Origin of the sequence: Sphingorhabdus buctiana, assembly GCF_042680825.1 — a bacterium.
GTDB lineage: Bacteria > Pseudomonadota > Alphaproteobacteria > Sphingomonadales > Sphingomonadaceae > Sphingorhabdus_B > Sphingorhabdus_B buctiana.
Window position 1 is genome coordinate 172783 of record NZ_JBHUEL010000011.1, and the last position, 13087, is coordinate 185869.

The window sequence follows — 13087 nt, forward strand, 5'->3', positions numbered from 1 at the left end:
GCGGGGTTTTCTGTTTCAATTCAACTGAACTTAACGGCAGACGCAGCGTGGCTTTGCCTTGGCCCTTGGTTTCCATTTGCGAACCGCCTTCCGCTTTACCGGCACGGTTTCATAATAGATTTCTTCGGTCACTGTGGTCGTGGTGACCGGAACCATCGAATAGGCCATGACTGGTGCAGCATAATAGTAGTAGCCGTGGGGATACGCGCCATAGCCGTAACCCGGGCCATAGGCATATCCGCCATCACGCGGCAGGTGCTTTTCGCACTTTTTCATCGATTTCTCGACACCCAAACCAGCCAATGCGCCGAGCCCGGCACCAATCAGCGAACCTTCGGTTCGATTGCCGCGACCCGCGATGCGATTTCCAGCAAGACCGCCCAGGATAGCGCCGATTGCAGCACCGGCGACGCCATCATTTTTGAGGCATTTTTCATATTCGCCATAGCCATGTTGCCCGCCCCATGACGGACCAGCAGGATAAGGCGCAGCCGTTGGTGGCGGAACATCATAAGGCGCACCTGCCATCGGCATCGGATGCGGCGGCATGTCCATGGCCGCAGGCGCCGTTGCACCCCTTGTGCGGATTACCTTACCGTTCCACTGGCCTTCATAAACGCGGCGTTCCGGATCGATATAACCGCCCTTGGTCCATGCGCCCTCATATTCATAGCGCTCACCATTTTCATCTGAATAGGTCGACATGGCCGGGCCATCAAATTCGTAGATGCCACGGTCCGTACCCATTGACGGTTGATATTCGGCCTTGTCGTGATGCGGTTTGCCAGACGCAGCATGTGCAGGTGACAGCGCGAGCGAACCGGCCACGACGCTTGCAAACAAGAGGGTTTTCATCACAATTGCTCCCTAATCATCGGGAAGCGGATAAGACGCATTCTCCGATAGTTAAGAAGAGCTTAACACCGTTTTGGGTCGACAGATGTAAAATGCGCGCACGGTTTGGGCGCTGTTTCAAAATGATGCAGCGATCAGATCCGGCTCGCGAGCAGATTTGCGAGCGCCTCAATACCCTTTGCGTCTTCTGCGTCGAACCTTGCTGGCAGGGGGCTGTCCAGATCGATGACCGCAATTACCACGCCATCGCGCTTGACGGGCACCACAAGTTCCGACCGGCTGGCGGCATCGCAGGCAATATGTCCGGGAAAGGCATGTACATCTTCGACCAGTTGCGTCTCACCGGTACGAGCCGCGGCACCGCATACACCCTTGGTTAGCGGAATGCGGATGCAGGCCGACTTGCCCTGGAACGGCCCCAGAACCAGTTCCCCGCCCACCATCCGGTAAAAACCCACCCAGTTGAGTTCGGGTACAAACTGCCAAATCAGGGCTGAGATGTTGGCCATATTGGCGATACCGTCCGCCTCTCCCGCAGTCAGCGCATCAGCCGCCTTGAGCAGTTCGGCGTAAAGTTCAGCCTTTGGGGCATCGGTTGCGATATCGAAAGCGTACATGCAGCGTCAGATAGTCATTCGAGACGAACTTTACCACGGCCCTTCTTGATTTCGCCCCGGCCTTTTTTGGCGTCGACGCGCTTGGCCTTGGCGGCCCTGCTCGGCTTGGTCTTGATCCTGGGCGCTTCGCGCACGAACGCCTGGTCAATCAGGCGAATGATCCGCGCCCTCGCCTCCGCCCGGTTGGCCTCTCTCGTGCGATGTTCGCGGGCCGTCACCACCAATTCGCCCGACGAGGTCATCTTGCTGCCCGCAAGTGTCTTGAGTTTGCGAAAGGCAAAGGGTGGAAGGCCCAACCGAAACACGTCAACGCGCAACTGGCAGGCAGTGGCGACCTTGTTGACATTCTGCCCGCCCGGACCGGTCGACGCCAGGAATGTTTCTTCAAGCAATTCTTCGGGCAGTTCAAACGGCATCGCCCATTCGTAAGACCAAGCTTACAAAGGCGCTAGTCGAAACGCCACGCGTCCATGGCCAGCACACCATATTCGACGCTGGAATGCAGCTTGATCGCGCGTCCTGTTGCCCCGCCCGCCCCCAACGCCACGTAAAGCGGCAGGATGTGGTCCATCGTCGGATGGTTGTCGCTGCCATGCGGAGCGTGACCAATCGCGCCCAAAACTGCCGGATGATCTCCGTCTGCCAGTTTGGCATCGAGCCAGCTTAGAAATTCGCGCACCCATGGTTGCGCAGGTGCGTCCACTGAAAATCCACCCCGGAAAAATGCGTGCAGATTGTGGGTGATGGCACCCGATCCCATGATCAGGACATTCTCATCACGCAGTGGCTCCAATGTCTGGCCAAGCCGATAATGATGCTCCGGCGTCGCATGCGAGTTGATCGACAGCTGCACCACCGGAATATCCGCCTCGGGCCATGCCAGCATCAGCGGAGTCCATGTGCCATGGTCAAATCCGCGTTTGGGATCGAGTCTGCTTTCGATGACTGCATCGTGCAACATCGCCTTCAAGCGTTGCGCCAGTTCCGGCGCGCCCGGGGCCGGATACCGCATCTGATAAAGCACTTCCGGAAAACCGCCAAAGTCGTGGATCGTTGTTGGGCGCTCGCCGGATGTGACCGATGTCATTGGTTCATCATGGTGCGCCGAAATCATCACAATGGCATCAGGTCGTGCCGGCAGCCCACCGGCCAGCCCGGCAAGAAAGTGTCGGGCTCGGGTGTCGGAAATCACAATGGTCGGTGAACCATGCGAAACGAAAAGGGCGGGCTGCCTTGCCATCGCTCAACCAAATAATTTGGCTGCGGTATCAGCGACACGCCGGCCGAGATAACGCGCGCCTTCAAGCTCGGTTTCGCTTGGCTGACGGCTACCGTCGCCATTGGCTATGGTGGTCGCGCCATAGGGCGCACCGCCCACGACCTCATCGTTACGCATTTGCCCGGCAAAACCATAGTCGAGACCTACGATGGTCATGCCAAAATGCAGCAGGTTGGTGATGATTGAAAACAAGGTCGTTTCCTGCCCACCATGCTGCGTAGCACTGGAGGTAAAGGCGGCGCCGACCTTGCCATTCAGTTCACCCCGCGCCCAGACGCCGCCGGCGCTATCCCAAAAGGCCGCCATCTGGCTCGACATGCGGCCAAAGCGGGTGCCCGTGCCGACGATGATGGCATCATAATCCTTGAGTTCTTCGATGGTTGCTACTGGCGCCGTCTGATCGAGTTTGAAATGCGCAGCCTGTGCAACTTCCAGCGGCGCGGTTTCGGGCACGCGTTTCACGTCGACGCTCGCGCCGGCTTCGCGGGCACCATCGGCAATGGCATTCGCCATGGTCTCGATGTGGCCATAGCTTGAATAATAGAGGATCAGGACTTTCGGCATGGATAGTTCCTTCTTGTTTTGGGAAAGGGGTGGAAGCGGGCAGGGTCGCGCCCGCTTCCGGGGGGGAGAGAGGTTTAGTCGGAGTCTACGAGGACGATTTCGCTATCCTCGACGGCGGTGATGGTGATGGTTCCTGCTGTGATCGCCACACCGTCCCGTGCGTTGGCACGCTGGCCGTCAACCTCGATCACACCAGTTGCCGGAACCATATAGGCATAGCGGCGATCACCAACCTGATAGGACAGGCTTTCACCAGCCTTTAGCGTCGCGCCGAGCACGCGGGCATCGGTGCGGATGGGAAGAGCGTCCTTGTCTTCGTCGAAGCCGCTGGCAAGCACCTGCCATGCGCCGGAGCGATCGCTTTTGGGGAATGGCTTGGTGCCCCAGCTCGGCGCGCCGCCTGTCCGTTTGGGAACGATCCAGATCTGGAACAAGGTGGTCGCTTCATCCTCCAGATTATACTCGGCATGGCGGATGCCGGTGCCGGCGCTCATCACCTGCACATCGCCCGCCGCAGTGCGGCCCTTGTTGCCTAGGCTATCCTGGTGGGTGATCGCACCAGTGCGGATATAGGTGATGATTTCCATGTCCGAATGCGGATGCGGGGGGAAACCGGTTTGCGGCTGGATGATGTCGTCGTTCCAGACACGAAGGCTGCCCCAATTCATCCGGTCAGGATCGTAATAGTTGGCGAATGAAAAATGGTGGTGCGCATCCAGCCAGCCATGATTGGCCCCGCCGAGGCTAGCGAAGGGACGGATTTCCACCTTTGCTTTGCTGTCGATCATCGGAATGCTCCTGATTTGCGTGTTGCCGCCAAGATAAGCAGCCGAATGAGGATTGAAATAGAAACATTGGAAACCTATTGTTTCCATTTATGCGCTTACCCGATTATGAAGCATGGTCGATTTTCGCGGCCGTTGCCACCGAAGGTGGCTTCTCCCGCGCGGCGGAATTGCTCGGCCTTTCAAAGGCAACGGTTTCAAAGGCCGTCTCTCGTCTCGAGGCACAGGTGGGGGCGCCGTTGTTCCACCGCACCTCGCGTCGGCTGGTGCTGAGCGAGAGCGGCACCGCCTTGCTCGAACAGGCGAAGGCTATTGTGGCGGCAGGTGAAGCCGCCGAAGAGGCCGCACGCGATGAAGCCAGCGAACCCGTTGGCCAAATCCGGCTCGCCGCCCCGATGAGCTATGGCATCAGCCGCGTCGCGCCCCTGCTATCCGAATTTCTGTGCAGCCATCGGGGCATCAGCATCGACATGCATTTGAGCGATGCGCGGGTAGACCTGATCGGAGAGCGTTTCGACCTTGCGTTGCGCATCGGCGCGCTGCCTGACAGTTCGTTGCGCGCGCGGCGGTTGCGCGGCGTGAAAAGCTATGTGCTTGCAAGCCCGGATTACCTTGCCGAAAATGGCGAGCCGCGCCATCCGGCGCAATTGGGGGAACATCGCTGCCTAAGCTACTCGCTATCCTCCAACCCCGAAAGCTGGCGCTTCACCGGCCCGGATGGAAGCGAGGCCGTGGTGCGGCTTTCTGGACCATTGCGGGTAAACAATGGTGAGGCGATGCTGCCCGCGCTTTGTGCAGGTCTGGGTATCGGGACTCTGCCCGATTTCATCTGCGAAACGGAAATTGCGGCAGGCCGCCTGATACCCATTCTCAGCGAATGGAAAACTCCACCGATTGCGATCCATATCGTCACGCCGCCCGGAAGCTTTCGCCCACGGCGGCTAACGGCATTGATCGAATTCCTGGCGGAGAAGCTATCGACGGCTTAGGAAACTGCGGGCTCCAACAGCCGCAGCGTTCCTGCATCGCCATCAATCTCTGCCATCACACCCTGAGGGATAGTGAACTGGTCAGAGATATGGCCAAACCAGGCTCCTTCGAATGCCGGAATACCGAGCGGTTCGAAATGCTGGCGCAGGATTGAATTGAGCGTAAAGCCGCCACCCGGCCCACTGCCATCGGGATCGCGGCAATTGGTGCACTGGCCGAATACAACCCCGGCCAGTCCCTTTAGGACGCCTGCCTGCCCCAACTGGGTCAGCATGCGATCAATTCGATATTCCGCCTCGTCGATATCCTCAAGAAACAGGATCGCCCCGGTGAAATCGGGGAGGTAGGGCGTACCGGCAAGCGCGGTCAGCACCGTCAGATTGCCGCCAAGCAACTGCCCCTGCGCCTTTCCGCCCCGTATCTTGATCGTCCGCCAGCGCCGCTGGACCAAACGGTCCTCGCTCGCCTTCGGATTTTCAAACAGCGGGGTCGCCGCATCAAATGCGATCCGCTTAAAGCTTTCAACCGAGGCCTTGCCCCATGCGCTGCTGGCATTGGGCCCGTGCAGCGTCACTGCCCCGCCCTTGGCCGCTATCGCCATATGGAGCGCGGTGATATCGCTATAGCCGATCAGGAATTTGGGATTCGCACGCACCACATCCCAATCGATGAACGGCAAGGCACGGGCCGATCCCCATCCGCCACGCACCGCGAAAATCGCTTTGACATCCTTGTCGGCAAACATCGCAGTGACATCTGCCCCGCGCTCCTTATCCTGCCCTGCAAGATAGCCATAGCGCTTGAAAAGGTTGGGCGCGCGCTTGGGCACCAGCCCCATTGCGCGGATCGCCTCTTCCACCAGCACCAGATCGAATGGATCATCGCTGGCCGAGGCGGGCTCGATCAGCCCGATCGTGTCACCCGGCTTGATACGTGGTGGCTTGATGCGCTTGCCGTTGGGAGCAGCAGCCGCCGCTCCTGTGAAAGCAGGCAGGGCCGGCGACGCCATCAGCGCCGCCAGCCCCGTCATGATCATTCGACGCGAGGGCGTCAGAATTTATACTCCATCAGCAATGTGAAGGCGCGACCACGCGGATCGGCGACACGGGGCTCCCAACTGCTGCCCGCACCCGTATCGGTATCGTAGGTGATCGCAAATGGCGGGTCGCTGTCGAGAATGTTCTTAACACCAGCCGTAACCCGCATATTCTTTATGCCCTCATACATGACCGAGGCGTTGAAGATAACATAATCGTCTGTCCGATTGACTTGATCCGGACGGGTCAACGTGCCTGCACCAATCTGGCCGATGCGATTGTTTTTGTATCCCAAACGGAAGATTTGCGACAGCGAGAAACCGAAATCCCCAATGTCATAGGTAGTAACCAGTTGATGTTTCCATTTGAGGCCCAAATCGCCCGAGAATGTGAATTTGCCAACTTCGCTGGCGCTGATCGGTGCGGAGGGAACCAATTGCGATTTCTTTTTCAGCAAATAAGTGCCGTCCAGCGTCAAGCCAATTCGTCCATTGCCAAGTTCACCGCTGCCTCGGAACGAGATATCTATGCCTTGCGTAAACGCTTTACCCGCATTGATCACCCGCTGGTCGATCTGGGTTAAGACTCCAGCTGCGTTGCGAATGAAGCGGTCTTCGAAGATCGAATAATTGTCCGCCAATTCGCGCACTGACAAGGTCGTGATTGCACCCGAACGGTTGATCTTCCACCAGTCGATGGTTGCGCTGAAGTCAGACGACGGCTGCAACACGACACCCAAACCCCATTGCTTGGCCTCTTCGGGTCCCACATTCAGATTGCCGCCAGACAAAACGTTGGGATTAATCGCAACGCACAGTGGGTTGCCGACAATAGGTCGACCGCCCGGACAATCACGTGGGTCGGCCAGATCCGCACCAGGAAGTGGGGACTCAAGCGTGCCGTTAAAAATCTGATTGAAAGACGGAACCCGGAAGCCCGTGCTATACGAACCGCGCAACGCAATTTCGGAAATTGGCGCATAGCGGAACGAGAATTTCGGATTCACAGTCGACCCAAAACCGGTATAGTCGTCCGCGCGAATAGCGGCATTGAGTTCAAACCCGTCAAATGCTGGCAGCAAAAGTTCTGCATATGCGGCTTTTACCGTTCGCTCGCGGGGAGTAAGGGCGAAGGCATCGTCAAAAGGCGCATTGAATATAACTGGGCGTGTCGCAGCCGCTCGTTCATCGCCGTTGAAGCGATATTCTTCCTTGCGATAATCTACGCCGAAGGCCGCTTTAGCGGTGCCTCCGGGAAGTTCAAATAGCGACCCAGTGACCGATGCATCGAGTTGCGTAACTTTATATTTTCCTCCGTACAAAACAACACCTTCAGCAGATACCGCTTGAAGTGCGGCGAGCCCGGCAGCCGTTTGAGTCTGGCCGGCAGGGAGGAATGGGTTGATGAGTCCGCTATTCAATACGCCGACAATACCGGGCGCAGTTGCTCCTGGTGCAGTTGGGGCAGTCGGGTCCGGTGCACCGTTTGCTAGCGTGCCGCGATAATGATAGCCATTGCCGAGACGCGATTTCGACTGACTGCTCGCAATGGACGCCCCAGCGCGATATTCCCAACCGGCGAAGAGCGGTCCTTCAGCTCCGAACGAAAGCCGATCAGCCTGTGTCGATGTATTGATCGTCCGCGGACCGCATTCGATGCAGCGCCAGCGATACGCAATCGGATTGCCTGCGTTGAGAACAATACCGGGGAATGCTGCCCGTAAACTTGCAACAATGCCATCATATGTTGCTGCGGTCAGCGTGTTGCGTGGATAGCGCAACTGGAGGCTGGTCGTATTGTTCGAATACTGATTTTCAGAAAAGCTTTTGGTCGCATCGGCGTCCGAACGCATATATTCGAGGCTTAATTCATGGTCACTAATTCGGGCAACAGCGCGAGTAATGAAGCTGATCGTTTGTAACGGCTGCGTCAGAACGGCGGGCTTTCCAGTTTCATATGCGCATGCATAAGCCCGGTCAGCTGCACCCCATAGCACTTCATCATAATCGAACATGCCAGGCACAGACGAGCATCCTGCTCCTCCTGGAATATTTAGAATATTGATGCCACCGCTGCCGCGAACCGTTGTGCTGCCTGGCACAAATGGCGCGTTACCTGCCGTAATCAATGTGTTGATTGGGTTGAGTGTCGTCGTGCCCGTCGGAATTATCGTTGCGAACGGTGTGCCGCGTGTATCAGCTGACAAGCCAAAGCTTGGCAGGTTGGTAGTTACAAAGTCTCGCTGTAAACCTCGCAAAATTTTGTTTTCACTGTAAGATCCGGCAGCCATGATGTTGAAACCATCTCTGTCGAGATTACCAATACCGAAGGTGATCGAACCTTTGTAAATGTCTCCACCGCCATGCTGGGTTTTGTCGATAAAGCTCGATACACCCATTCCCTCATAGTCTTTCTTGAGGATGAAGTTGATCACCCCTCCGATTGCGTCAGTCCCATAAATTGCTGACGCTCCGTCTTTCAAAACCTCAACCCGCTCAACAGCCGCAAAGGGTATCTGGTTTACGTCAACGGCTCCGCCTCCTAGGCCGTGGGAGGCCACGCGACGACCGTTGAGCAGGATGAGAGTACCGCCAGACCCCTGATTGCGAAGATTTGCAGAAGAAACGCCGTTTGTGCCGCGTTGAGCACCACTGGTGATGTCCGAATTGGACGCCAGATTGTCCGCACCATTGCCATTCGAATTCAGCAACGAAATGAACTGTTCTGGGTTACTAATGCCTTCGCGTTCGATATCCTGACTGGTGTAGACCTGCAAAGGAACAGCACTTTCTTGCGGTTTGCGTTTGATGCTCGATCCTGTGACGATGATGGCTTCATCTTCATTATCCGCTAAAGTTGTCGCATCCTGCGCTGCAACTGGAACAGCGAGGCTCGCTGCTGTCAGATACAATGCCAGCTTGTGCAATTTCATGAGTAAGCCCTCCAACTGGTGCCGTCCCGCTTTGCGGTGATGGCAAATCAAAAACCCTGTGAATTAAGGCTAGCAACGCTCTTCAGGGTTGGCAAACAGCAATTTGAACCAACTTTCAGGTTATTTTACACCCCCAAGCAAAAATTTTTCTTCGCCGCTTCGTGACTCCAAAACCCTAGGATTTGAGTCACTTTTGCCCGATCCGACTCCCCGCGACTCGTGGATTCCTGCGCGTTAACGCGAAATTAACCTTTTCAGTTCATCTCCCTTATGGTTAATAACTGTCGATGGCTGTGTCGCCGCTTCGGGCGGCAAAGCTATCGGGGGTTGCAAAAGCAAAGAGGGGCCAGCCGCATGCGCGTGTTGCTGATTGAAGACGAACCGACTACCGCGAAAGCCATCGAAATGATGCTCGCGACCGAGGGCTTTAACGTCTATTCGACCGACCTGGGTGAGGAAGGCCTCGATCTGGGTAAGCTTTACGATTACGATATCATCCTTCTCGACCTCAACCTGCCCGATATGCATGGTTATGATGTATTGAAGAAACTGCGCGTCGCCAAGGTGCAGACGCCGGTCCTCATCCTTTCGGGCATTTCGGAAATGGACAGCAAGGTGCGCTCGTTCGGCTTTGGCGCCGACGATTATGTCACCAAGCCGTTCCATCGCGAAGAACTGGTCGCCCGCATCCATGCCGTTGTGCGCCGTTCGAAGGGCCACAGCCAGTCGGTTATCCGCACCGGCAAGCTTTCGGTCAACCTTGATGCCAAGACGGTCGAAGTCGATGGCGCCCGCGTGCACCTGACTGGCAAGGAATATGCGATGCTTGAGCTGCTTTCGCTGCGCAAGGGCACCACGCTGACCAAGGAAATGTTCCTGAACCACCTTTATGGCGGCATGGACGAACCCGAACTCAAGATTATCGACGTTTTCATCTGCAAGCTGCGCAAGAAACTCGCGCTGGCCTGCGGCGGCGAAAACTATATCGAAACCGTCTGGGGTCGCGGCTATGTGCTGCGCGACCTGGAAGACATGGATCAGCCGTTGGTCGCCTGATCACAGCCGAAATTACCCTGGCAGTAGTTTGAGAGGGGGCGGTGTTGAGAGGCACCGCCCTTTTTCTGTGTTAGTTTACCAGACCAGCCGCGCTGAAACGTCAAACTAGGTCTGCAAATACCAGCGATCTGAACCCTCAAGCCCGATCGCTGTTAGCTTTCCGCTGGCATAGGCGCCAGTGTCGATCCCGATCCGCGAACCGCGTTCGTCGATGTCGTCATAGATGGTGTGGCCGTAGACGATGACCTTTTCGAGGTCCCCGCGCTGGCCGACAAATTCGTCGCGTATCCAGCGAAGGTCGCTCTTGCGCTGTTCTGAAAGCGGCACGCCGGGGCGGATGCCGGCATGGACAAAGGCATAATCGCCGACGACAATCATATCCTCAAAGCTCTCGAGAAATTCGAGATGCTGTTCAGGGACCAGCGTTTCCAGCCGTTCGGCGAGTTGTTCGATGTCGAGTTCGATATATTCGGCGCGCGTAATAGAATAGCTTTGCAGCGTTGCATCGCCGCCGATTCTGAGGAAGAAACGCAACGTCTTGGTATCACGATCACGGCACGCCTTGACGAACACCTCCTCATGATTGCCCATCAGATAGCGCACTTTGCGCCCCTGCCCTTTGAGCGCCATAGCCGTTTCGATCACCCCCGCGCTATCGGGTCCGCGGTCGACAAGATCGCCCAAGAAAATGATCTGTGTATCGGCACCACCACGGGCCTTATCGTCGGCATCGATCTTCGCGAGCAAGTCTTGCAGCAAGTCGTTGCGACCATGGATATCACCGATCGCATAGACGCGCACACCATCGGGCACGCGCGCGGTATCGAGCGGACGTGAAGGTGCAGCTTTACGGAACAGGCGGCCCAGCATGGTGCGCGCCATATAGGCACGCCCATGCGTAAGGGGAAGCCCTAGCCTTCTTCGGCGAACGTCAGCCCGGCATGGGCTTGCAGGCGCGCAACCAGCTTTTCGCCCAGCGCCGCGCCGGGGGTGGTCACGCCGCCCTCACCATCGGTTTCGGCAAGGCAGAGCGCGGTTTCGGCAATCATCTTTGAGGTCGAGCCATAGCCAGGGTCCTTGTCGCCCTTCACTGAGTAAAGCGCGCGCTTGCCATCGGGATATTCGCCGACGAACAGAACATCGTAAAAGCCGTTTTCCCGCTCTTCCTTGGTCGGGCCTTCGCCGGGCTTCGGGCCCCCGTCACCGCCAAATGGTGCCTTGAGCGCAGTAGCGAGCGCTTCCGCAGCCTTTTTGCCCATGTCGCCGGGGCTGGTGAGGACCATCTCATCATAGCGCAAGTCGGCGCCCCAGGGGTGCCCGAGCAGGAAGTTGGTGCGGTGGACATTCTTGGTATTGATCGCCGCCATGATGAACGGTGCAGCCCAGCTGTCGAGGCTGTCATCATATTCGGGGATCATGCCTGTCGGCTGGTTGGGCCCTTCAAAGCCTGGCGTAAGTCCGAACGGGCTTAGCATATAAGGCGTCAGCGACGGGTGCTTGGCCAGCGTTTTCAAGGTTTCTTTCAGGCTGGCAGCGGTACCGCCAGAAAAGCCGCCCTGCATAGCACGGACACGGCCTTTGACGCGCGGTGCAGGCGAACCGAATTTCTCGGTCGCATGCTTTTGCAGCATCAGCACGCCGAGATCGAAGGGGATCGAATCAAAGCCTGACGAGAAGGTGATGCGCGCGCCACTGGCCATGGCTGCGTCATGATATTTGTCGATCATCTGGCGCATCCACACCGGCTCACCGCACAGGTCAGTATAGTCAGTCCCCGCCTCGACGCACGCTTTCACCAGCGGTTCACCGTAAAGCTGATAAGGGCCGACTGTGGTCAGCACCACCTTGGTGCGCTTGGCCATTACTTCCAGCGAGGCCGGATCGTTAGCGTCCGCAACCACCAGCGGGGTATCGGCCGACGCCCCAATCAGGTCACGCACTTCCTGCAACTTGGTCAGTGAACGACCAGCCATTGCCCATTTAAGGCCTGTCTTGTCTTTCAAATATTCGGCAACCAGCCGACCGGTATAACCCGTGGCACCATAGACGATGACATCAAATTCACGTGCTTCCTTGGGCATCACTCTCTCCTGATTCTGCTTTGAAGAGAGTGATGCGCGGAAGGCAGGCGAATGTCAAAAAACGGTTTCGATGCCTTCCTGCGCTATTCATTTGACGGGCGGTGCACCTTCCGCCTCTCTCGTGGTAACTTTCCCCCGCGGAGCCGGCCCATCGACGATCGCCGGATCGCCATTGTAGAGGATGGTTACCGGCACTTTGCGCGAGGCCACACCCGGATAGGTCTTGCCCGCCAGCACCGAATTCGCGTTCGCATCCATTTTGCACCAGGCAACCAGGTTTACAGTCACATCCATGTCATAGGCCTGCGTTTCACGCAGATATTCCGCAGCAGTGTTCCCTTTGGCGACATAGGTCGTCAGCTTGCGCTCATATTCGCGTGCCGGATTGAAGGTAAAATCGACCAGCGCATCACCCGCGCGGCGCGTGACCTTCAGTTCCACCTGCAATTCGACGTCGGCGGCATTGCGTCCGGCAACGCTGCTGTCCTTTGCCGATTTGCCATAGGGTGCCATTGCTATCAGTTCGGTCTGGTTGATGATCGCCCTGCCAATAATCGCCTGCACCGCCGTCAACCGCGCCCCTTGCTTGCAAAAGGCCTGCCCAGTGACAGTGAAGCGCGGATTTGTGCCGGTAACAACCAGGTCGCGTTTTGCGGCGATTTTTGATGCCGCCATATTCTTGAGGCCTAAAGATGCTGACGGGATATTCTTGGTAATCGCCACGCTACCGACAGTAACGCCAAATTGCGTTTCATCGGCCGCATAGGCAGCCAGCGGTGCGGCAACAATGGTTAGCGCCAATAGCGCATTCAGTTTCCTGTTCATGGAGTCTCTCCTCCCCTTCAATAGGAATAGAGTGTCACTCTAGAACTGAATGTGCAATGAATAATT

The 13087-nt window shown here is 57.1% G+C and carries 13 protein-coding genes; 2 read left to right on the top strand and 11 right to left on the bottom strand.

Features of this window, described 5'->3' with window-relative positions; genetic code table 11:
- Nucleotides 1-30: 30 nt before the first annotated feature.
- From ACFSAG_RS13355 to ACFSAG_RS13380, 6 genes are all read right to left on the bottom strand, one after another.
- The gene (locus ACFSAG_RS13355; RefSeq protein ID WP_381515725.1) at nucleotides 31-855 is read right to left on the bottom strand and encodes a glycine zipper 2TM domain-containing protein; all 825 of its coding nucleotides are present in this window, start codon (nucleotides 853-855) and stop codon (nucleotides 31-33) included.
- 134 nt (nucleotides 856-989) lie between these two features.
- A complete protein-coding gene (locus ACFSAG_RS13360; protein WP_381515728.1) occupies nucleotides 990-1472 on the bottom strand; it encodes a GAF domain-containing protein in 483 nt (160 codons plus the stop codon).
- A 14-nt stretch (nucleotides 1473-1486) separates the two neighbouring features.
- Nucleotides 1487-1888 carry an alternative ribosome rescue aminoacyl-tRNA hydrolase ArfB gene (gene arfB / locus ACFSAG_RS13365; protein ID WP_374612787.1) on the bottom strand — a complete coding sequence of 134 codons (402 nt, stop codon included), beginning with the start codon at nucleotides 1886-1888 and terminating at the stop codon, nucleotides 1487-1489.
- A 32-nt stretch (nucleotides 1889-1920) separates the two neighbouring features.
- Nucleotides 1921-2712, bottom strand: coding sequence for a dioxygenase family protein (locus ACFSAG_RS13370; RefSeq protein WP_381515732.1), 792 nt, complete (start codon nucleotides 2710-2712; stop codon nucleotides 1921-1923).
- Between the two features lie 3 nt (nucleotides 2713-2715).
- Nucleotides 2716-3315: an NAD(P)H:quinone oxidoreductase gene (gene wrbA / locus ACFSAG_RS13375; protein ID WP_374612791.1), complete on the bottom strand. Its 600-nt coding sequence runs from the start codon at nucleotides 3313-3315 to the stop codon at nucleotides 2716-2718.
- A gap of 74 nt (nucleotides 3316-3389) precedes the next feature.
- Nucleotides 3390-4103 carry a pirin family protein gene (locus tag ACFSAG_RS13380; protein WP_381515736.1) on the bottom strand — a complete coding sequence of 238 codons (714 nt, stop codon included), beginning with the start codon at nucleotides 4101-4103 and terminating at the stop codon, nucleotides 3390-3392.
- An 89-nt stretch (nucleotides 4104-4192) separates the two neighbouring features.
- On the opposite strand from ACFSAG_RS13380, the gene ACFSAG_RS13385 reads away from it, so the two are divergent.
- Complete coding sequence (locus tag ACFSAG_RS13385; RefSeq protein ID WP_381515739.1) at nucleotides 4193-5089, top strand: LysR family transcriptional regulator; 897 nt, start codon at nucleotides 4193-4195, stop codon at nucleotides 5087-5089.
- On the opposite strand, the gene ACFSAG_RS13390 is transcribed toward ACFSAG_RS13385, so the two are convergent.
- Entirely contained in the window at nucleotides 5086-6120 is a 1035-nt protein-coding gene (locus ACFSAG_RS13390) for a S66 peptidase family protein (protein WP_381516181.1), read from the bottom strand. The genes ACFSAG_RS13385 and ACFSAG_RS13390 overlap by 4 nt on opposite strands.
- A 20-nt stretch (nucleotides 6121-6140) precedes the next feature.
- The gene (locus ACFSAG_RS13395) at nucleotides 6141-9059 is read right to left on the bottom strand and encodes a TonB-dependent receptor plug domain-containing protein (protein ID WP_381515741.1); all 2919 of its coding nucleotides are present in this window, start codon (nucleotides 9057-9059) and stop codon (nucleotides 6141-6143) included.
- A gap of 354 nt (nucleotides 9060-9413) precedes the next feature.
- Between ACFSAG_RS13395 and ctrA the strand changes: the two genes are divergently transcribed.
- Nucleotides 9414-10115, top strand: coding sequence for a response regulator transcription factor CtrA (gene ctrA, locus ACFSAG_RS13400; protein ID WP_374612800.1), 702 nt, complete (start codon nucleotides 9414-9416; stop codon nucleotides 10113-10115).
- 105 nt (nucleotides 10116-10220) lie between these two features.
- Here ctrA and ACFSAG_RS13405 read toward each other — a convergent pair whose 3' ends face one another.
- From ACFSAG_RS13405 to ACFSAG_RS13415, 3 genes are all read right to left on the bottom strand, one after another.
- Nucleotides 10221-10997 carry a metallophosphoesterase family protein gene (locus ACFSAG_RS13405; protein WP_381515744.1) on the bottom strand — a complete coding sequence of 259 codons (777 nt, stop codon included), beginning with the start codon at nucleotides 10995-10997 and terminating at the stop codon, nucleotides 10221-10223.
- A gap of 29 nt (nucleotides 10998-11026) precedes the next feature.
- Complete coding sequence (locus ACFSAG_RS13410) at nucleotides 11027-12196, bottom strand: saccharopine dehydrogenase family protein (protein WP_381515746.1); 1170 nt, start codon at nucleotides 12194-12196, stop codon at nucleotides 11027-11029.
- Between the two features lie 87 nt (nucleotides 12197-12283).
- Nucleotides 12284-13021, bottom strand: a complete 738-nt coding sequence (locus tag ACFSAG_RS13415; protein ID WP_381515749.1) for a hypothetical protein — start codon at nucleotides 13019-13021, stop codon at nucleotides 12284-12286.
- Between the last annotated feature and the right edge of the window lie 66 nt (nucleotides 13022-13087).

Excerpts from the sequence above, each read along its gene's own strand:
- arfB (WP_374612787.1), bottom strand. The coding sequence starts at position 1,888 with ATGCCGTTTGAACTGCCCGAAGAATTGCTTGAAGAAACATTCCTGGCG.
- ctrA (WP_374612800.1), top strand. The coding sequence starts at position 9,414 with ATGCGCGTGTTGCTGATTGAAGACGAACCGACTACCGCGAAAGCCATC.
- ACFSAG_RS13355 (WP_381515725.1), bottom strand. The coding sequence starts at position 855 with ATGAAAACCCTCTTGTTTGCAAGCGTCGTGGCCGGTTCGCTCGCGCTG.
- ACFSAG_RS13380 (WP_381515736.1), bottom strand. The coding sequence starts at position 4,103 with ATGATCGACAGCAAAGCAAAGGTGGAAATCCGTCCCTTCGCTAGCCTC.
- ACFSAG_RS13410 (WP_381515746.1), bottom strand. The coding sequence starts at position 12,196 with ATGCCCAAGGAAGCACGTGAATTTGATGTCATCGTCTATGGTGCCACG.
- ACFSAG_RS13395 (WP_381515741.1), bottom strand. The coding sequence starts at position 9,059 with ATGAAATTGCACAAGCTGGCATTGTATCTGACAGCAGCGAGCCTCGCT.
- ACFSAG_RS13370 (WP_381515732.1), bottom strand. The coding sequence starts at position 2,712 with ATGGCAAGGCAGCCCGCCCTTTTCGTTTCGCATGGTTCACCGACCATT.
- wrbA (WP_374612791.1), bottom strand. The coding sequence starts at position 3,315 with ATGCCGAAAGTCCTGATCCTCTATTATTCAAGCTATGGCCACATCGAG.
- ACFSAG_RS13360 (WP_381515728.1), bottom strand. The coding sequence starts at position 1,472 with ATGTACGCTTTCGATATCGCAACCGATGCCCCAAAGGCTGAACTTTAC.
- ACFSAG_RS13405 (WP_381515744.1), bottom strand. The coding sequence starts at position 10,997 with ATGGCGCGCACCATGCTGGGCCGCCTGTTCCGTAAAGCTGCACCTTCA.
- ACFSAG_RS13385 (WP_381515739.1), top strand. The coding sequence starts at position 4,193 with ATGCGCTTACCCGATTATGAAGCATGGTCGATTTTCGCGGCCGTTGCC.
- ACFSAG_RS13415 (WP_381515749.1), bottom strand. The coding sequence starts at position 13,021 with ATGAACAGGAAACTGAATGCGCTATTGGCGCTAACCATTGTTGCCGCA.
- ACFSAG_RS13390 (WP_381516181.1), bottom strand. The coding sequence starts at position 6,120 with ATGACGGGGCTGGCGGCGCTGATGGCGTCGCCGGCCCTGCCTGCTTTC.